The following is an 18550-nucleotide window of genomic DNA, read 5'->3' as shown; positions in this document are numbered from 1 at the left end:
GTGCCGCCTGGCCCGCGTCCGCTCGGTCCAGACGGACCGGCCGGCTGGCCGCCGCCTGTGCGAGGCTGGAAGTCGCGGCCGCCGCTCGGCTTGCCACCGGGACCACCTGCGCGGGGGCCGGAGCCGGCGCGTCCCGCCGGCTTGGCGCCGGGCTTGCCGCGCCGATCGTCGATGAACTGGTCATCGCGCGGTTTGAACGCGCGCTTGGGGCGATCTCCATCCTCTCGCGCCGGACGATCACCGGCGGGCGCGGTGCGTTCGCGCGGCTTGAAGCTCTTGGAGTGCTCGAACTTGGGCGCGGCCTTGGCCCAGCCTTCCTTTTTGGGCGGACGCTCGCGGCGCTCCACCGCATCGGCCTGGGCCGTTTCGGCGGCGCGGACGCGGCTGGGCTTGCGCGACGGATCCGACATGGCCGAACCCGACCGGCCCTTGACGATGGGCGTCGACACCCGACGGCCGGGGATGGGCGCGGGCGTTTCGACCGTATTGCCGGTCGGCAGGTTCTCGGGCCGGATATAGTCGGCCAGCAGCTCGCGGATCACGCGAGGCCCGACCTCTTCCACCGATCCGACCGGCAGTACGTCCAGGCGGAAGGGGCCGTAGGCCAGGCGGATCAGCCGGTTGACCGTCAGGCCGACGGACTCCAGCACCTTCCTGACTTCGCGGTTCTTGCCCTCGGTGATCGACACCGAGATCCACAGGTTCGCCGGCGCCTTGCCGTCTTCGGACTTGGACTCCTTGGCCTTGTCCAACTTGGCCTCGATGGGACCATAGGCGACGCCGTCCACGACCACGCCGTCCTTCAGCGCGTCCAATTGTTCCTGGGTGATCTTGCCCCGCGCCCGCGCCCGGTACTGACGCACCAGCGAGGTCGAGGGCAGCTCCAGCGCCCGGCTCAGCTCGCCGTCGTTGGTCAGCAGCAGCAGGCCTTCGGTCGCGAGGTCCAGCCGTCCGACCGAGATCACGCGCGGCAGACCGGCCGGCAGGGCGTCGAACACCGTCGGTCGTCCCGTCGGATCGCTGTGGCTGGTCAAAAGGCCCGCCGGCTTGTGATAGCGCCAGACCCGCGTCGCCTGGGTCGAACCGATGGGCTTGCCGTCCACGGTGATCACGTCGTCGCGCGTCACCAGGGTCGCGGGCGTGTCTAGGATGCGGCCGTTGACCGCCACCTTGCCCAGGCCGATCAGACGCTCGACCTCACGGCGCGAGGCGATGCCGGCGCGGGCCATGGTCTTGGCGATTCGCTCAGCGCGCAGAGGCGTGTCCGGCGTCTTGGACTTGCCGTCCTTGCCGCCCCCATCGCTGCGCGGCTTGTCGGTGCGGGGCCGGTCGCTGCGCGGCTTGTCGCTGCGTGGGCGGTCGGCCTTGTCGCCGAATGATCTCGTCCCGTCGCCGCTCTTGCGAGGACCGGAGGATTTAAAAGGCCGGGGCGACCGTTCGTCTTGACGGGCGCGGGGCTTCTTGTCGTTGTCGTCTGTATGGCGGACCATGATGAGCGGTTCATGCGCATGGCGCTGGACCAAGCGCAAGCGGCGGCGGACGCAGGAGAGGTGCCTGTGGGCGCAATTCTTGTCGATCCTGCTGCAGGTGAGGTAATTTCGACCGGCGCCAATGGTCCGATTGCGGCCCACGACCCCACCGCCCATGCCGAGATCGTCGCCATGCGGCGCGCGGCGACGGCTCTGGATAATTACCGCCTGACCGGCCTGACCCTCTATGTGACGCTGGAGCCCTGCGCCATGTGCGCCGGCGCCATCAGCCACGCCCGCATCGGCCGCGTCGTCTGGGCCGCCGACGATCCCAAGGGCGGCGCCGTCATCCACGGCCCCCGTCTGTTCGAACAGCCGACCTGCCACTGGCGCCCGACCACGGACTCAGGCCTTCTGGCGGGCGAGGCGTCGTCGCTGCTCAAATCCTTCTTCCGTCAAAGACGGGGAACGGCGACAGGCGGCGCACGTTAGAACGCCGCCAAAAGCTGCGCCGTTGGGCGGGGCCGTGGAGGGAAAAGACCTTGTTCAAGCCGGATTTGCCGCAGTCGATCGTGTTCAGCGGCCTAGCCGCCTTGGCCCTCCTCACCGCCTGCGGCGCCGATCCCGACAAGGCTCCGCGCACCGGCGACGAGGTCAAGGAACGCGCCATCCAGGCCCAGACCGCCCGCCAGCGCACCGGCGCCGAAATCCAGGACCGCACCCTGAACCGCGTCGTCCACACCGTTTATCTTTGCGACAATGGCGAGCGTCTGTCGGTCGATTTCGACAACCCGCGCCAGATGGCCACCATCCGCAACTCGTCCGGCGAGGCCATCGACCTGTATCAGGAACGCGCCGCCGACGGCATCTGGTACCGCGCCTCCAACGTCGAACTGCGCGGCAAGGGCGTTTTGGCCACGTGGTCCGTCGAAGGCCGCCAGCCGACGGAATGCCGAGCGGTCGACTAAGCGAAGGCCGCTAACCGTCGATCCAGACTCTGGCGCACCGAGGGCCAGTCGTCGACGATGACGGCGAACATGGCGGTGTCGCGCGCCCGACCGGTCCAGGTGATCTTGTGCTTGCGCATGACGCCTTCGGCCTTGGCGCCTAGTTTGAGGATGGCGGCCTGGCTCTGGGCGTTAACCGCGTCTGTGATGATCTCGACCCGCACAGCGCCCGCGTCGAAGGCATGACCCAGCAGCAGCCGTTTGCAGGCCGGGTTGATCGCCCCGCCCCGCGCCTCGGGCCGATAGAAGGTCGAGCCGATCTCGCAGCGGCGATAGGCGGGGTTGATCTCATACAGGCTCGTCGTCCCGACCACCGCCCCGTCCGAGCGCCGCCGCACCGCATAGGCGATCCGCGTCTGCGCCTGCATCGCCGCCATCGCGGCGTTCCACCACGCCTCGAAATGATCGCCATAGGCGGGCGCGACCATGATGCTCCAGGCCTCGGGATCGCAATCCAGCGCGGCCTTGACCTCGGCTTTCAATCCTTCCTCGAACGGCTCGAGCCTCACGAAGCGATCCTCCAGAGGGACCGGGGCGATCCGCATCACGCGGTCGCGCCTTCCTCGATCAGGAAGGCGCGCACCTTGGCCGCATCCATGCCCTTGGCGACGAAGGCCTGGCCGACGCCGCGCGCCAGGATCAGGGTCAGCGCCCCGCCCTCGGCCTTCTTGTCTCCCGCCATCAAGGCCAGCAGACGGTCGGCCGCGAACGATCCCGCCTGATCCAGCCGCGTCGGCAGACCCGCCCCCGCGACCACCGCCTCGACCCGCGCCACGTCGTCCGCAGAGCACAAGCGCTCACGCGCCGAATATCGGAAGGCCATGCAGCAGCCGAGCGCCACCGCCTCGCCGTGCGCCAGCGCGCCTTCGTCGAAGCCGACCTCGGTCTCGATCGCATGGCCGAAGGTGTGGCCCAGGTTCAGCAGGGCGCGCCGCCCCGCCTCCTTCTCGTCCTCGCCGACCACCGCGCTCTTGATCTCGACCGAGCGGATCACCGCCCGCTCCAGCGCCGCCGGATCGCCCTTGGCGCCCACAGCCCCCTCGCCCGCCAGCCAGTCGAAGAAGGCCGCGTCGCAGATCAGCCCATGCTTCAGCACCTCGGCCCAGCCGGACCTCACCTGGCGTTCCGGCAGCGTCGCCAGCACGTCGATGTCCGCCAGCACCAGACGCGGCTGATGAAAGGCGCCGACCAGGTTCTTGCCGCGCGGCGTATCGATAGCCGTCTTGCCGCCCACCGACGAATCCACTTGGGCCAGCAGGGTCGTTGGGATCTGAACGAAGTCGATGCCGCGCATGAACAGGGCCGCCGCCAGACCGGCCAGATCGCCGACGACGCCGCCGCCCAAGGCGATGACCACGTCCTTGCGATCCAGACCGATCTCCAGCAGCCGGTCCAGGACGCGCTCCAGCTCGTCGAAGGACTTGGAGCCCTCGCCTGCCGGCACCGCCACGACCTCGCTGGTCACGCCCGCCGCCGTCAGCGACGCGGTTAGGGTCTGGGCATGGATGCCCGCAACCGTCTCGTCGGTGATGATGACCGTCCGCCCCTTGGCCATCGGTGCGATGTGTGCGCCGGCCTGAGCCAGCAGCCCGCGTCCCACCACGACGTCATAGGCGGCAAAGGCCCCGCCGCTGACCGGAATGATCGTCATTGCGGGGTCTCCGTGCGTCGTCTCTGGCGCCAGTGTCGGCGCAGGTTCTTGTGAATGGCGTCCACCGCTTGGCCGTGCGAGCCCTGCCCGACGTCCACGGTCACATCGGCCTCGCCGTAGATGGGATAGCGCGCCTTGGCCAGGCTCGTCAGAACCTCCAGCGGATCCTTGCCCCGCAGCAGGGGCCGCGTGTCGCGCCGCGCCACCCGTTCCGCGATGACCGCCAGATCGGCCCTCAACCAGACCGTGTCGGCCTTGGCCTTCAGCAGCGCCCGCGTCTCCGGGTTCATCATCGCCCCGCCGCCGGTCGCCAGCACGATGGGCGGGCCCTCCAGCAGGCGGCGGATCACCCGCGCCTCGCCCGCGCGGAACTCGGCCTCGCCTAGCGCGGCGAAGATTTCCGACACCGTCATCCCGGCCGCCGCCTCAATCTCCACATCCCCGTCCGCGAACGGCAGTCGCAGCCGATTGGCCAGCCGACGACCGACCGACGATTTGCCCACCCCCATCAGGCCGACCAGGGCTATGGTGCGGGTCGGACCCGGATTCGCACGCCGCCTCATCCGGCGGCTCCGGCGGAACGGTCGGTCGAGAGGAAGGCGAAGGCGGCGGCGCGGGCAGGCATGATCCAGAAAACCTCTACACCAAGCCTGACCCTGCGCCAGTCGTTCAGGCCACGGATCGCCGCATGACGCCCCAGATCGAGGCCTTTCTGGAGATGATGGCAGTCGAACGCGACGCCTCGCCCCATACGCTGTCCGCCTATGGTCGCGATCTGGCGGACGCGGAGATGGCATTGTCGGACGCCGGCGGATTGATGAAGGCCGACGCCGAGGCGGTCGAGGCCTGGTTCACGGACCTGTCGCGGCGCGGCCTGTCGGCCGCCACCGCCGCCCGTCGCCGCTCGTCCGCGCGTCAGTTTTATCGCTTCGCCCTGGCCGAGGGGTGGCGCACCGACGACCCCTCGCGCCGTCTCGACGCCCCCAAACAGGGCCGGTCCTTGCCCAAGGTGTTGAGCCGCGACGAGATCGACGCCCTGCTGGCCGCCTCGGCCGCCCGCGACACGGCGGCGGGGCTGCGCCTGGTCGCCCTGGTCGAGATGGCCTACGCCTCCGGCCTGCGCGTGTCCGAACTGCTGGGGCTAAAAGTCGAGGCCGTTCGGCGCGACCCCGCCTATCTGATCGTGCGCGGCAAGGGCGGCAAGGAACGGCTCGCCCCCCTCAATGCCGCCGCCCGCGAAGCGATCAAGGCCTGGCTCATCGCGCGTGACGCCAAGCGAAAGCCTGATGCGCCCGACAGTCCCTGGCTGTTCCCTTCCTCCGGCCGCACCGGCCATCTGACCCCGCGCCGTTTCGCCCAACTGCTGGACGAGGCGGCGATCACGGCCGGCATCGACCCCGCCCGCGTCAGCCCCCATGTCCTGCGCCACGCCTTCGCCACCCACCTGCTGGAAGGCGGCGCCGACCTGCGCGTCGTCCAGACCCTGTTGGGCCACGCCGACATTGCCACGACCCAGATCTACACCCACGTCGCCACCGATCGCCTGGCTCAGGTCGTCCACCAAAACCACCCCTTGGCGCGCGACGACTGAACCCCCGCTTGCCCGGAGGCGTTGACCTCTCTAGGTTCGCGCGCCTTTCCCAAGGGCGCTTTCGCCCGTTTGCAGTTCCCGGACGCCTTTATGGCCACGCACTATCTCGACTTCGAAAAGCCGATCGCCGATCTGGAAGCCAAGATCGAGGAGCTGTCGCTGCTGGCCGACACCTCGGGCGACATCGACCATGAGATCGAGGGCCTGCGCAAAAAGGCCGACCAGCTGCGCAAGAAGACCTACGCCGGCCTCGACCCCTGGATGAAGACCCAGGTCGCGCGTCATCCGCAGCGCCCACACTTCATCGATTACGTCCAGAGCCTGTTCACTGACTGGAACGAGCTGCACGGTGACCGTCAGTTCGGCGACGACCAGGCCATCCTGGGCGGTCTGGCCCGGTTCCGCGGCCGACCCGTCGTCATCATGGGCCACGAAAAGGGCCACGACACCGCGACCCGCATCACCCACAACTTCGGCATGGCGCGGCCCGAGGGCTATCGCAAGGCTGTGCGCCTGATGGACATGGCCGAGCAGTTCGGCCTGCCGGTCCTCAGCTTCATCGACACCGCCGGCGCCTATCCGGGCCTGGGCGCCGAGGAGCGCGGCCAGGCCGAGGCCATCGCCCGCTCGACCGAGCGCTGCCTGACCCTGGGCGTGCCCTCCATCGCCACCATCACTGGCGAAGGCGGCTCGGGCGGCGCCATCGCCATCGCGGCGGCCAGCCGCGTGCTGATGCTGGAACACTCGATCTATTCGGTCATCTCGCCCGAGGGCGCCGCCGGCATCCTGTGGCGCGACGGCGCGCGGGCCAAGGATGCGGCCATGGCGATGAAGATCACCGGCCCGGACCTGATGCAGCTGAAGATCGTTGATCGCCTGATCGACGAGCCTGTCGGCGGCGCCCACACCGATCGCGACGCAGCCATGGCCAATGTCGGCGACGTTCTGGCCGAAGAGCTCAAGGGCCTCGACGGCCTGACGCCCCAGCAGATCAAGAAGCGCCGCGCGGATCGCTTTTACGCCATCGGCGCCCTCTGACGCCTGGTCGCTTTGGCCGACCAACGTTAACGCAGCATCCACCCTCGTCTGCCAAGCTCGGCGCTTCGTTCAGGGGCATCGGGGTTTGCGACCGGCCATGAGTTCAGCGGCGCGACAGACTGGGGCGTTTGCGCCATGAGCGGCGGCGAGTCCCTGCGTGAAAGCGCCGTCTTCAACCTGGCCGGCGCGATCACGATGATCGTCGACGATTCACCGTTTTCGCTGACCCTGACGTCCAACGCCCTGACCGGTTTCGGCATCCGCCCGACTTACGCTTGCGGCACGGGTGTGGAAGCCAAGAAGCTGCTGACCGACAAGCCCGTCGATCTGCTGGTCGTCGATACCGACATGCCCGACATCGACGGGTTCGAACTGGTGCGGTGGTTGCGTCGCTCCGGCCCCAATCCGAACGCCTTCATTCCCGTAATCATGACCGCCAGCCACATTCGTCGCGGGCGCGTCGCCGAGGCGCGGGACTGCGGCGCCAACTTCGTCGTCACCAAGCCCTTCAGCCCGGCGCTTCTGCTGGAGCGCATCCTGTGGGTGGCGCGCGACAGCCGGCCCTTCCTGGAGGTCGGCGACTATCTGGGGCCGGATCGCCGGTTCCGGCACACCGGCTATGAAGGCGTGGAACGTCGCGCCGACATGATTCGCAAGGCGAAGGGGATGGAGAGTCTGGCCCTATGACCGTCATCACCCACACTCAGCGCAAGTCGCGTCTGGCAGAGATGCTGGATCGCCCCGGCGGCGTCAGCGTCGGGGTCGCCCTGGCCCAGGCCCGCGCCAATCTGGACGGACTTCAGGAACAGGCCCGCGCCATCATCGGCGACAATATCGCGACCTTGCTGGCCAAGCCCGATCCGAACCTGATCGAGCCGATGCGGCTGGACTTGGCCTATTCAGCCTCCAGCCAGATCATCGATGCGGCCAGCCCGTTCGAGATGGACGACCTGTGCACGGCGGCCAAGGGCCTGTGCGACCTGCTGGACGCCGCGCCGCGTCAGGGCGGTTTCGACTGGCGCATCGCCACGGTCCATGCCCAGGCGATGAAGCTGTTGCTGGCGCTGCCGCCGCAAGAGCAGGCCGCGCGGACTGCCATCCTGACGAATCTGCATGAGGTTCTGAGAAAGAAGCTGCCGACCGCCGATCAGTCGACCATCTGAGGCGTCTTGCCGCCGCGCGTCTGTTTGCGCCACAGCGCTGCATATTCCCCGCCCTGTCGGGCCACGAGTTCGTGGTGACCGCCGCGTTCGACGATCCGCCCGGCCTTCAGCACCAGAATCTGATCCGCGTCCGCCACGGTCGACAGCCGGTGTGCGACCACCAAGGTCGTGCGGCCGTTCCTGGCCTTGCGCAGGGTTTTCTGGATCGCGGCCTCGGTGCGGCTGTCCAGGGCGCTGGTGGCCTCGTCCAGGATCAGGATGCACGGATCGGCCAGCAGAGCGCGGGCGATGCCCACCCGCTGACGTTCGCCGCCCGACAGCTTCAGCCCCCGTTCGCCGACCTTGGTCTGCATGCCGTCCGGCAAGCCCCGAATGAAGTCGGCCAGTTCCGCCGCCTCGGCCGCCGCCCACACCTGCGCCTCATCCGCCTCGGGCCGGGCGAAGGCGATGTTGGCGGCCAGGGTGTCGTTGAACAGCGCCACATCCTGAGGCACCAGCGCCACCGCCGACCGCAGCGAAGCCTGGGTCACCTCACGCGCATCATGGCCCTCGATCAGCACGCGCCCCTCCTGTGGATCGAGCAGACGCAGCGCCAGTTTGACGATGGTGGACTTGCCCGCGCCCGAGGGCCCGACCAGCGCCGTCGTGGTGCCCGGCGCGGCATAGAAGCTGACGTCCTCTAGCCCATTGGCCCGCGCGTCGTGGCGGAAGCCGACGGCCTCGAATGCTACCGACGCCCCGCGAGCATCGACCGGCCGCGGCAGGGCGACGGCGTTCGGCGCATCGGCGACCTGCGGCGTCTGTCGCGTCACCTTGAGCATCTCCTCCATGTCGATGAAGGACTGACGGATTTCTCGATAGGCGAAGCCCAGTATGTTCAGCGGCGCATATAGCGAGATCATGATCAGCACCGCCGCTGTCACGTCGCCCGGCCCCATCCTTCCGGCCGCCGCCTCGAACCCAGCCATCACCGCCATAACGCCCAGGCCCAGGTTCATCACCAGGGCCTGCATCCCGTTCAGCATGTTCAGCGAACTGTTAGCCTTCAGAGACGCCTCGGCATAGTCGCCCAGCGCCCGGTCATAGGTCTGGGCCGCGCGCGTCTCGGCCCCGAACGACTTGACCGTCTCATAGTTCAGCAGGGCGTCGACCGAGACGCCGGCGGCCTCGGAATCGGCCGCATTCATGATCCGGCGATGCTCCAGCCGCCAGTTGGACATGGCGAAGGTGGCGGCGGTGTAGATGACGACCACGACCACCGCGACAGCGGCGAAGCGCCAGTCGTATTTGGCGCCCAGCACCCCGGCCGCCAGCACCAGCTCCACCCCGGTCGGAACCAGATTGAAGGCCAGGATGCGCAGCAAAAAGTCGACCGCGCGCGATCCCCGGTCCATCGTCCGCGACAGGGCGCCCGAGCGTTTGGTCTGGTGGAAATCCAGCGACAGGCTCAGCGCATGGGCGAAGGCCTCGGCCGCCGTCGCGCGCTGGGCGGCGGCGCGCACCGGCGCGAACACCACGTCGGAGATCAGGGGCGAGGCCGCCGACAGGAACCGAACAAGCGTCCAGCCGATGGCGAAGGCCGCAAAGCCCAAGCCGACGGCGGTAGCGGCACCCTGCCCCGCCGCCAGACGGTTGACCGCCGCACCCAGCACCAGCGGCGCCATGACACCCAGCCCCTTGCCCGCCAGCGTTAGCAGGATGGCCGAAATCAGCCGCAGCTTCAGGTGCGGCGCGCCCGATCGGGCCACCAGCCGCGCAAGGTCCGCCAGCGCCGCCAGCGTCGGGGGTCCGTCCGTCTTGTCCTGTGGGCTCCCTGCCTGCTGCGCCTTGACCATCGGGTCACGCCTGCCGCCGGAGCGTTCGCCTCGTATCGCCATGATCCGCATATGGAAAGCCAATGCGACCGGGGAAAGGCCACGCTGGCGCGCGAACGGGGATTAGTCGCTCAGCCCAGACCGGCGACCGCCTCGATCAACTCGTCCACGGCCGCTTCCTGCGCCGCCCATGAACAGACGAAGCGCACCGAACCGTCATCGAAGGCATAGCAGGCCCAGCCCATTTCATTCAGGCGGGCATGCGCCTCTGGCGGCATCCGCACGAAGACGGCGTTCGCCTCCACCGGATGGGCCAGGACGAAGGGCGACCGCCCCGCGATGCCCGCCGCCAGTCGCTGCGCCATCAGATTGGCATGGGCGCCGCCCGATTCCCAATCGCCGCTTTCCAGCAACCCTAGCATCGGGCCCGACAACAGACGCGTCTTGGATGACGTCTGGCCCGCTTGTTTCAGCCGATTGTCCAATCGCCGCGCCAGGCTCTTGTCGAACAGCACGATCGCCTCGGCGCAGTTGGCGCCCGCCTTGGCCCCGCCGAACACCAGCACGTCCACGCCTAGGCGCGGAATGTCCTTCAGGTCGAAACCGGCGGCGACCGCATTGGTCAGGCGCGCTCCGTCCATGTGAACGCCGTAGCCCAGCGCCTTGGCCGGTTCGATCAGGTGGCGCAGTTCTTCCTCGGTATAGACCGAGCCATATTCCGTGGCCTGTGTCAGCGACAGGGCGGCGGGCGGCTGACGATGCCCCACTTCGGGTTCGCCCAACTGCGCCTGCAGGGCCAATGGATCGATCTTGCCCGAGAAGCCCGGCAAGCCGATCAGGCCGACGCCGTGACCGAAGAAGCCCGGCGCGCCCGTCTCGTCTGTGCAGATGTGCGCCGCATGGTGCGCCAGCACCGCCTCATAGGGTTGGGCCAGCATCGACAGGGCGATGGCGTTGGCCGCCGTCCCGCTGAAAACAAAACGCACCTCGGCGTCGGCATCCAGACGCTGGCGGATCTGGTCGGCGGCGCGGGCTGTGACATCGTCTGCGCCATAGGCGCGGGCGAATCCCTTGTTGGCGCGCACCAGGCCTTCGATGGCGCTCAGCGCCATGCCGGCGGTGTTATCGGAGCCGAAATCGTAACGCATCAACGGTTCGTCGCCTTCAGATCGGCCGTATCGTCTTCGACCGTGCGGACGCGCACGACCGGCACCACATCCTCATCGCCATAGGGCACGGCGACCTGATGCGGGAACGGAATCTCGATCCCGGCGGCGTCCAGCGCCTCCTTGCCGCCCTGCATCAGATCGGCCTGGGTCTGCCACCAGTCGCCGACCTTGACCCAGGCGTGCAGCGTCACCTGCACCGAGCTGTCCAGCAGGCCCGTAACGCCGGTCCACGGATGGGGATCGTGCAGCACCTTGTCGTGTGCGGCGGCCATATCCGCCAGCACGCAGCGCGCCTGGTTCAGATCGTCGCCATAGCCGACCGTGAAGTTGATTTCGATCCGGCGCGTCTGCTGACCGGTCAGATTGGTCAGCGGATCGCTCAGAACCTTGGAGTTCGGAATGACGATCTTGTGGTTGTTGGCGTTGGACAGCTGGGTCGTGAACAAGTCCAGTCGCTGCACCGTGCCGCTCATCCCGCCGACATCGACGACGTCGCCGACGCGATAGGGCCGCAGCACCAGCAGCATGATCCCCGACGCCACGTTCGACAGCGTGCCCTGCAATGCCAGGCCCACCGCCAGGGACGCCGCGCCCAGCACGGCGATGATCGAGGTCGTCTGAACGCCCAGGCGCTGCAGCACGGCGATCATGCCGATGATGATCACCACAACCCGGACCACCTGCACCGCAAAACTCAGGACGGTCGGGTCATGTCTGAAGCCGCGCACCCGTGACAGGGTTCTGCGCGCTGCGCCCGCCGCCCACTTCGCCACAAACACGGTGGCGACGAAGATCAGGATGGCGATGGTCAGGTTGATCGCGAAATCGCCCGCCATGTCGGTCAGCTTGGCGATCATGGCGGCGTCGATCGAAACGGCCTTGCGGCCTGCGGCCACCGCGTCGGCGACTTCGTTGGAAAGAGGCAGAGACATGAGCTCGGGTCTAACGCCTGATGCGACGATTGGAACCCCCGAAAGCCCGATTTCAGGCCTTTGCGATCCGCCCGCCGCCGCTTTCAATGGCGTCCAGCAGGTCCATCACGTCGTCGATGGTGTTGGCCTCTCGCGCCGGCTTGTCCCAGCGAATGCGGCTGACGCGCGGAAAGCGCATGGCCACGCCGGACTTGTGCCGGGTCGAGCGATTCAATCCTTCAAAGGCGATCTCCAGCACCAGTCCAAAGTCCCGCTCGGCTCGCACAGACCGCACCGGCCCGTATCGGTCGATGGTGTGATCGCGCACGAACTTGTCGAGCTGTTTCAACTCCTCGTCGGTAAAACCGAAATAGGCCTTGCCCACCGGCGTCAGCGCGCCCTCCGGCGTCCAGACGCCGAAGGTGTAGTCGGAATAGAAGCTGGAGCGTTTCCCATGCCCCCGCTGGGCGTACATCAGGACGGCGTCGATGACGTGCGGGTCGCGCTTCCACTTGAACCACGGCCCCTTGGGTCGTCCGGCCAGATAGGGGCTGTCCCAGCGCTTCAGCATCAGCCCTTCGGCCGCCGCCCCAACCGGCGGATCGGCGCGCAGCCGCGCCAACTGATCCCAATCGGCATAATCGACCACCGGCGACAGATGCAGTCGCTCGCCAGTATGACCAGCGACCAAGGCCTCGAGCCGCGCCCGACGCCCGCGGAGCGGCAGGCCACGCAAATCCTCGCCATCCTCGGCAAGCAGATCATAGGCGACGATCGCCGCCGGGAAGGCCTGCATCGCCTTGGCGTCGACCGACTTGCGATTCAGCCGCTGCTGAAGGTCCCCGAACGGCGCGACCGCCCCGTCGCGCCAGACGATCAGCTCGCCATCGATCGCGCCTTCGAACGCCAGGGCGTCCATCACATCGGGAAAGGAGCCCGAAATCTCGTCGCCGGTGCGGGAATAGAGTTTGCGGACCTCGCCCTCCAGCACCGCCTGAACCCGGATGCCGTCCCACTTCCATTCGGCCGCATAGTCGGCCGGCGAGAGTTTGGGCAGATCGACCGCTTCATCGATGGCGACAGCCAGCATGACGGGTCGGAACCGGCCGGGCGCATCCGGGCTGGGCCGCTCCGCCCTGCCCTCCAGCCAGGCGAACAGATCGGCGTAGGGCGGCTCGACCGCGTGCCAGACCTCCTCGATGGCCGAAGCGTCCAACGCTTCCAGCGTCATCTGGGCCTCGTCGCCGTCCGGCGAAGGCGGCGCCATCACCGCGTCCGGGCGCATCATGGCCGCCGCCGTCTTGGCCAGCCGCGCCGACATACCGACACGCAAGGCCCCGGTCATCAGCTTCAGCAGCGCCCAGCGCCCTTTCGGCTCCAGCGCATCCAACCAGCCTTCCAGAAGACCGCGCACCTCCGTCCGCGTCGCGGTCCTTAGCGCCTCAACGACCTCGGCCAATTCGGGCTCGCGGTTCGGCCGATGGTCCGACGTCACGGGCCAGATCAGGGCCACCGTCTCCGCCAAATCGCCCACATAGTCGTAGGACCAGCCGAACAGCACGCTGTCGACCCGGCCTTCAACCGCCTTTCGGATCATGGCCGGCTTGGCCGCGTCGAACGTCAGGTCGCCCGTCAGCGCCGCCAGCGCCCAGCCCCGATCCGGATCGGGCGTCGCTCTCAGATAGTCGCGCACCAGCACCAGCTTCGCATTGCGCGAGGCCGTCAGGGACAGGCGGTCCAGTAGCTCGGCGAAGGCGCGCATCGTCATCCATCTTGGGCGTCGGAAGCGTCGCCGTCTTCATCAGAACGAAAAACGCCCCGGAGGTTTCCCTCCGGAGCGCATCTCAAATCCTTGGCGGATCAGTTGAACAGGCCGGCGATCACGGCGGTGATCAGGCCGCCGGCCACGGCGGCGAGCACCACGTCATTGCCGCTGCGGACATATTGATAGCCACGGGGCGGCGCACGTAGGCCGTAGCGGTTGTAGTCGTTCACCACATAGGCGTTGGTGCGGTAGTAGGACGGCATCCGTTGACCATAGCTCCAGGTCCGAACCGCATAGCCACGCGGCGGCACATAGCGCGGGGCGTTGTAACGACGTTCCGCACGCTGCCAGCGCTCATAGGCGCGTTGTTGCTGGCGATAGTCGCGACGATCCTCACGCAGTTCGCGGCGGTAGTCGCGGCGATCCTGGCGATATTCCCGACGATCGTAGTGGTCAGGACCCGGACCGTGACGTGCGGCGGGACCATGCGGACCGTGGGGCGGCATGGGTTGGGCCGACGCTGCGCCAGCAGCGCCCAGCGCGCCAGCGGCCATGACCGAAGCGATTGCGGTGGTCAGGATCTTTTTCATGATCGTGTCTCCATCTGCGCCGAAGAACGTCGGCTTGGATGCAGTTATGGAGCACGGCGACTGAGGCGCACCTGAACCAGCGTCATCGGCCCAGGTTCATGTCGGGAACACAGGATCGCCGCAATCAGGCGGCAACAGAGGCCTCCGACGACGGCAGCGCCATCTGGGCGACCGCGTCGCGCCCGCCGCTGACGCGCCCCATCAGGGCGGCCAGGGCGCCGAAATCGATCGGTTTGTTCAAATAGGCGTCGGCGCCGGCCTGAAGACCGGCCTCGTGATCCTCATGACGCGCCGAGGCGGACAGGACCACGATGGGGGTGCCGGCGTTCTGGCCGCCGTCGCGGATCATGCGGGTCGCGGTCAGTCCGTCCATCACCGGCATGTTCACATCCATGATGATTAGGTCGAACGGCTGGTCCTTGGCGATATCGACCGCGACCTGACCATTTTCGGCCGTCGAAGTGACGTGGCTGGCCGAGCTCATCCAGGCCTCCAGAATCATGCGGTTCACCGGGTGATCCTCGACCACCAGTACGCGCAGCGATTCGCCGCCTTCGATCTCGGCATGAACCTCGGCCGCCGCGACGGGCTTGGCCCATTCCACGACCTCGGCCTCGATTTCCAGGGTGAAGCACGAGCCCTCGGCGAGCTTGGACGTCACGGTGATGTCGCCGCCCATGATATTGGCCATGCGCCGTGCGATGGTCAGGCCCAGACCCGTGCCGCCAAAGCGGCGCGTGGACGAGGTGTCGACCTGGGTGAAGGGCATGAACAACCGCTCCAGATCGGCCGCCGCAATGCCTGCGCCGCTGTCCTGGACGACAAACTCGAACCGCACGCGCTGATCCGACACGCGGTGTCCGCGCACGAGATAGTGGATCTCGCCGGCCTCGGTGAACTTGACCGCATTGGACAACAGGTTCTGCACCACTTGGCAGACGCGTAGCGGATCGCCGCGCACCACCGTCGGGATCTCGCCCTCCACGGTCGTCACGAACGTCAGGCCCTTGGCTTCGGCCTGCGCTTCAAAGGGTCCAGTGATGCGCTTGTTTAAACCGTCGATGACGATATCGACGACCTCGAAGTTCATCTTGCCGGCCTCGATCTTGGTCATGTCAAGGATGTCGTTCAGCAGCGACAACAGATTGTCGCCGGAGTTGCGGATGATCGACAGATATTCGCGCTGCGTCGTCTCCAGTCGCGTCGCGCTGAGCAGTTGGGCCGCGCCCAGCACGCCGTTCATGGGGGTGCGCAGTTCGTGGGAGATCACCCCCAGGAAGTTCGACTTGGCGTCATTGGCGGCGTTGGCCTTGTCGCGGGCCGCTTCCAGCTCCTCGATCAGATGCGCCTGGTGCGACTGGAAGGCCCGGATGCGGTCTTCGCGCAGCAGGGTCATGGTCACCAGCACGAACAGACCCGCCGCCGTGAACGGCAGGACCGCCAGCATCGACCAAAACTCGGTTGTGCCCCACAGACTGAACAAAATGATCGTCGCGGCCGCGCCGTAGGGCGAAGAGATGATCAGGGCCTGACGCGGCGAGCTGCGAAGCTGAGCGAAGACCAGCACATAGCCGGAAATTAGCAGGGCAATCGCCAGGGGCCGTCCGAATTCGGCGGGCGAGAACCAGGCCATCAGAGGCGCAATGGCCCAGGCGCCGGTCGTCACCGTGGCCACGATCGGGAAGATCACGCCCCAGTTGGTGCCGACGCGATGGCTCAGACGATGTTCGACCAGTCCCCGCAGCGACCCGGCCGCCAGAGTGCCGCCGAACCAAAGGAGCGCCGGCCACAGGCCCACCGTGCCCAGCAGGCCCACGGCCCAGGACGTGATGATCATGTAGCGAAGATACTGGGTCTGCAGAATGGCCGTCAGGGCCTGGGCTGCGTCGCCGGCGCGTTGATCGCCTTCGAGCGCCCTCGCGACGCCATCGGATTCCACCATAAGCCCAGATCCCCACGTTCTGTTTGGTCGAATGACGCTAAGACGAAGGTTCTAAGACGATGTGAACGCAGTTCTCTCGCTCAACTCGCCTCCTCCGGGGTCAGCGCCTTGATCGAAAGAGCGTGGACCGGTCCGGCCATCTCGTCCTTCAACAGGGCGTTGACCGCGCGCTGTCGCGCCAGCCGCGACTGCCCCTGGAAAGCGGCGGACACGATCACCAGATTGAAATGGCTTTCGCCGCCAGGCTTGGCGTCCATTCCGCCTTCATGATGATGTCCGGCGTGGCGCCAGCTGTCGTCTTCGACCTCCAGACGCAAGGGCGACAGCTCCGCCGTCAGTTTTGCACGAATAATCGTCGCCACCGGGCCTTCAGACATGATCGATTCCTTGATGCTGTCCCAATCGGGCTTACACTTCGGCTGATGTCCGCCTCCTTTCAATACAAGCCGCGCTTCACCGACATTCGGGTGAAGCCGCCCAAGCCCGAGGAAGAGGCGGCGAAGGCCGACGTCCTGCACCTCAAGCCTGGCGAAAAGCCTTGCCAGTGGCCCGACTGTCGCCGGGCTGCTGCGGCCAAGGCGCCCAAGTCGCGCGAACGGCTGAACGACTTCTACGAGTTCTGCCAGCCGCACGCCGGCGAGTACAACAAGGGCTGGAACTTCTACGCCGGCATGAGCGAAGGCCAGATCCGCGCCGCCCAGGAAAACGAGGCCATGACCGGCGGGCGCCCGACCTGGGAGATGCAGGCCGGCAAGTTCACACGTGAGGCCGCCGCCTTCGCCGCCAAGATGGGCACCTCGAACACCACCGGCGCCGGCTCATGGCGCGACAGCTTCGGCCTTTTCGGTCGCAAGGGCGATCAGGCGCCGCAGTCCGCGACCGAGGACCGCCGCATCGGCAAGCTGGAACGCGCCGCCTTGGCCGACCTCGATCTGGATCCGGGCGCCGACAAGGCGAAGATCAAGGCTCAGTATCACGAGCTGCTGAAGCGGTTTCACCCCGACACCAACAGCGGCGACCGCAGCGCCGAGGCCAAGCTGCAACGCGTGATCAAGGCGTGGAAGACGCTGAAAAAGGCCGGTCTGGCCTGACTGCCTAGTCGGCGTAGATCATCTTGCGCGTCATGCCGCCGTCCACGGTCAGCACCTGACCTGTCACGAAACTCGCTTCGGCGAGGTAGAGCACGGCCCCGGCGATATCCTCGGCGCGGCCGACGCGGCCGACCGGATGCTGTTGGTGATCGACTGGACGCAAATCCTCGCCATCCGAAATCCAGCCGGGCGCAATGGCGTTCACGCGAATCCGAGGCCCTTCGCTGATCGCCAGGGCGTGGGTCAGGGCGAACAGCGCGCCCTTGGACGCCGCATAGGCCTCGGTGTGCGGCTCGGACATGAAGGCGCGCGTCGAGATCATGTTCACGATGGCGCCGCCCTCGTTCAGCAGCGGAATGGCCCCGCGGCTCATCAGAAAAGCGCCGGTCAGATGGCTGTCCATGGTGTTGCGCCAGTCCGCCAGCGACAGCTCAGCCAGCGGGCCGTTCACCGGATCGGCGATGCCGCCGTTGTTGACCAGCAGGTCCAGCGACGACCAGCCCAACGTCTCGAACGCCTGTTTGACCGAGTCCTCATCACCCAAATCGCAGTCGATGTGACGCGCTTCGCCCTCTCCCGGCTTCAGGTCGAAGGAGGCGACTTCCCATCCGTTGGCCAGCAAGGCCCTACAGACGCCCGTTCCGATCAGGCCTGATCCGCCCGTGACAATCGCTTTTTTCATGGTCGGGAAACCGGCGACAGCCGGCTTGGTTGCGCCGGATCAGGGCTGACCGGCCGCCTGGCTGTTCGCGGCAGCCATCATCGGGCTCGACGGCTCGCGGAAATAGCGATCGATCCCGTCCGCCACCGACTTCATCAGGCGACGGCGCGCGCGCTCGTCGGTCAAAAGCCGCTCGTCCTCGGGATTGGTGATGAAGCCCATTTCCAGCAGCACGGCCGGCACGTCGGGCGCCAGGAGGACAGCCAGACCCGCATCGCGATGGCTGCGGCGCAAGAGAGGATGGTCCGAGCCCTCCAGATGGGTCAGCAAGACGCGCGCGAACTGGGCCGAGCGGTTCTGAGTCGCACGTTGCGTCATGTCGAGCAGGATGCGATCCACCGACGGGTCGCGCCCCGGCAGATGCAGCTCGCGGTGCCAGTTGTCGCCGCGCGTGAACTCGCGCACGGCCCGGCCCGCGCCCTGCTCCGACAAGGTATAGACGCTGGCCCCGCGCAGCGCCGGGTCGGCGCCGGCGTCAGCGTGCAAGGAAATGAACAGATCGGCGTCGGCCTGACGCGCGATGGAAACACGGCGATAGAGATCGACGTAGCGGTCGTCGGTCCGGGTCAGGCGCACGCGATAGCGGCCGTTCTTCTCAAGCTCGGCCTTCAACGCCAGGGCGGCGGCC

Annotated in this window: 20 protein-coding genes; 7 read left to right on the top strand and 13 right to left on the bottom strand. The window is 67.4% G+C overall.

The annotated features are described in order from the left end of the window. A partial coding sequence (locus B3T77_RS00695; protein WP_292076123.1) for a pseudouridine synthase occupies positions 1–1490 on the bottom strand: 1490 nt, incomplete at its 3' end. Between the two features lie 12 nt (positions 1491–1502). Between B3T77_RS00695 and tadA the strand changes: the two genes are divergently transcribed. Both tadA and B3T77_RS00685 read left to right on the top strand, forming a co-directional pair. Beyond that, the gene (tadA, locus tag B3T77_RS00690) at positions 1503–1961 is read left to right on the top strand and encodes a tRNA adenosine(34) deaminase TadA (protein WP_292076122.1); all 459 of its coding nucleotides are present in this window, start codon (positions 1503–1505) and stop codon (positions 1959–1961) included. Positions 1962–2011: 50 nt separating this feature from the next. Continuing rightward, the gene (locus B3T77_RS00685) at positions 2012–2437 is read left to right on the top strand and encodes an MliC family protein (protein ID WP_082464998.1); all 426 of its coding nucleotides are present in this window, start codon (positions 2012–2014) and stop codon (positions 2435–2437) included. On the opposite strand, the gene B3T77_RS00680 is transcribed toward B3T77_RS00685, so the two are convergent. The 3 genes from B3T77_RS00680 to B3T77_RS00670 are packed head-to-tail and all read right to left on the bottom strand — an operon-like array spanning position 2434 to position 4690. Then, positions 2434–3021, bottom strand: coding sequence for a GNAT family N-acetyltransferase (locus tag B3T77_RS00680; protein WP_292076125.1), 588 nt, complete (start codon positions 3019–3021; stop codon positions 2434–2436). The two genes, B3T77_RS00685 and B3T77_RS00680, sit on opposite strands and share 4 nt — an antisense overlap. Then, entirely contained in the window at positions 3021–4127 is a 1107-nt protein-coding gene (aroB, locus tag B3T77_RS00675; protein ID WP_292076115.1) for a 3-dehydroquinate synthase, read from the bottom strand. Before aroB ends, B3T77_RS00680 begins: the two co-directional genes overlap by 1 nt. After that, entirely contained in the window at positions 4124–4690 is a 567-nt protein-coding gene (locus tag B3T77_RS00670; RefSeq protein WP_292076114.1) for a shikimate kinase, read from the bottom strand. The genes aroB and B3T77_RS00670 overlap by 4 nt, the downstream gene beginning before the upstream one ends. A gap of 125 nt (positions 4691–4815) precedes the next feature. On the opposite strand from B3T77_RS00670, the gene B3T77_RS00665 reads away from it, so the two are divergent. From B3T77_RS00665 to B3T77_RS00650, 4 genes are all read left to right on the top strand, one after another. After that, entirely contained in the window at positions 4816–5718 is a 903-nt protein-coding gene (locus B3T77_RS00665) for a site-specific tyrosine recombinase XerD (RefSeq protein ID WP_292076111.1), read from the top strand. A 90-nt stretch (positions 5719–5808) separates the two neighbouring features. Further along, entirely contained in the window at positions 5809–6756 is a 948-nt protein-coding gene (locus B3T77_RS00660; RefSeq protein ID WP_292076109.1) for an acetyl-CoA carboxylase carboxyltransferase subunit alpha, read from the top strand. Positions 6757–6891: 135 nt separating this feature from the next. Continuing rightward, on the top strand, positions 6892–7443 hold the full coding sequence (locus tag B3T77_RS00655) for a response regulator (RefSeq protein WP_292076108.1): 552 nt from the start codon (positions 6892–6894) through the stop codon (positions 7441–7443). Further along, entirely contained in the window at positions 7440–7919 is a 480-nt protein-coding gene (locus B3T77_RS00650) for a chemotaxis protein CheE (protein ID WP_292076106.1), read from the top strand. Before B3T77_RS00655 ends, B3T77_RS00650 begins: the two co-directional genes overlap by 4 nt. On the opposite strand, the gene B3T77_RS00645 is transcribed toward B3T77_RS00650, so the two are convergent. The 7 genes from B3T77_RS00645 to B3T77_RS00615 all read right to left on the bottom strand — a co-directional run bounded on the left by B3T77_RS00645 (position 7904) and on the right by B3T77_RS00615 (position 16487). After that, positions 7904–9754, bottom strand: a complete 1851-nt coding sequence (locus B3T77_RS00645) for an ABCB family ABC transporter ATP-binding protein/permease (protein ID WP_292076103.1) — start codon at positions 9752–9754, stop codon at positions 7904–7906. The two genes, B3T77_RS00650 and B3T77_RS00645, sit on opposite strands and share 16 nt — an antisense overlap. A 110-nt stretch (positions 9755–9864) precedes the next feature. Further along, entirely contained in the window at positions 9865–10881 is a 1017-nt protein-coding gene (locus tag B3T77_RS00640; protein ID WP_292076101.1) for a threonine aldolase family protein, read from the bottom strand. Then, complete coding sequence (locus tag B3T77_RS00635) at positions 10881–11834, bottom strand: mechanosensitive ion channel family protein (RefSeq protein ID WP_292076099.1); 954 nt, start codon at positions 11832–11834, stop codon at positions 10881–10883. The genes B3T77_RS00640 and B3T77_RS00635 overlap by 1 nt, the downstream gene beginning before the upstream one ends. A gap of 52 nt (positions 11835–11886) precedes the next feature. Then, the gene (locus B3T77_RS00630) at positions 11887–13575 is read right to left on the bottom strand and encodes a cisplatin damage response ATP-dependent DNA ligase (RefSeq protein ID WP_292076096.1); all 1689 of its coding nucleotides are present in this window, start codon (positions 13573–13575) and stop codon (positions 11887–11889) included. Positions 13576–13673: 98 nt separating this feature from the next. After that, on the bottom strand, positions 13674–14168 hold the full coding sequence (locus B3T77_RS00625) for an RcnB family protein (RefSeq protein ID WP_091746293.1): 495 nt from the start codon (positions 14166–14168) through the stop codon (positions 13674–13676). A 124-nt stretch (positions 14169–14292) separates the two neighbouring features. Next, on the bottom strand, positions 14293–16110 hold the full coding sequence (locus B3T77_RS00620) for a response regulator (RefSeq protein WP_292076093.1): 1818 nt from the start codon (positions 16108–16110) through the stop codon (positions 14293–14295). A gap of 80 nt (positions 16111–16190) precedes the next feature. Then, positions 16191–16487 (bottom strand): BolA family protein, encoded by a 297-nt coding sequence (locus B3T77_RS00615; RefSeq protein ID WP_292076092.1) that lies wholly within the window; start codon positions 16485–16487, stop codon positions 16191–16193. A 45-nt stretch (positions 16488–16532) separates the two neighbouring features. Here B3T77_RS00615 and B3T77_RS00610 point away from each other — a divergent pair, with 45 nt between their 5' ends. Then, positions 16533–17201 (top strand): J domain-containing protein, encoded by a 669-nt coding sequence (locus B3T77_RS00610; RefSeq protein ID WP_017506027.1) that lies wholly within the window; start codon positions 16533–16535, stop codon positions 17199–17201. A 4-nt stretch (positions 17202–17205) separates the two neighbouring features. Here the strand turns inward: B3T77_RS00610 and B3T77_RS00605 are convergent, their stop codons facing one another. Together B3T77_RS00605 and B3T77_RS00600 are read right to left on the bottom strand one after the other, a co-directional pair. Then, positions 17206–17883 (bottom strand): SDR family oxidoreductase, encoded by a 678-nt coding sequence (locus B3T77_RS00605; protein WP_292076090.1) that lies wholly within the window; start codon positions 17881–17883, stop codon positions 17206–17208. 39 nt (positions 17884–17922) lie between these two features. Continuing rightward, positions 17923–18550 (bottom strand): N-acetylmuramoyl-L-alanine amidase family protein (locus tag B3T77_RS00600; protein ID WP_292076088.1); only part of this gene is annotated, 628 nt, incomplete at its 5' end.

Source organism: Brevundimonas sp. UBA7838, assembly GCF_002500885.1.
Taxonomy (GTDB): Bacteria; Pseudomonadota; Alphaproteobacteria; order Caulobacterales; family Caulobacteraceae; genus Brevundimonas; species Brevundimonas vesicularis_C.
The sequence above is the reverse complement of the archived record's forward strand: the minus strand, read 5'-3'. Positions and strand labels throughout refer to the sequence as shown.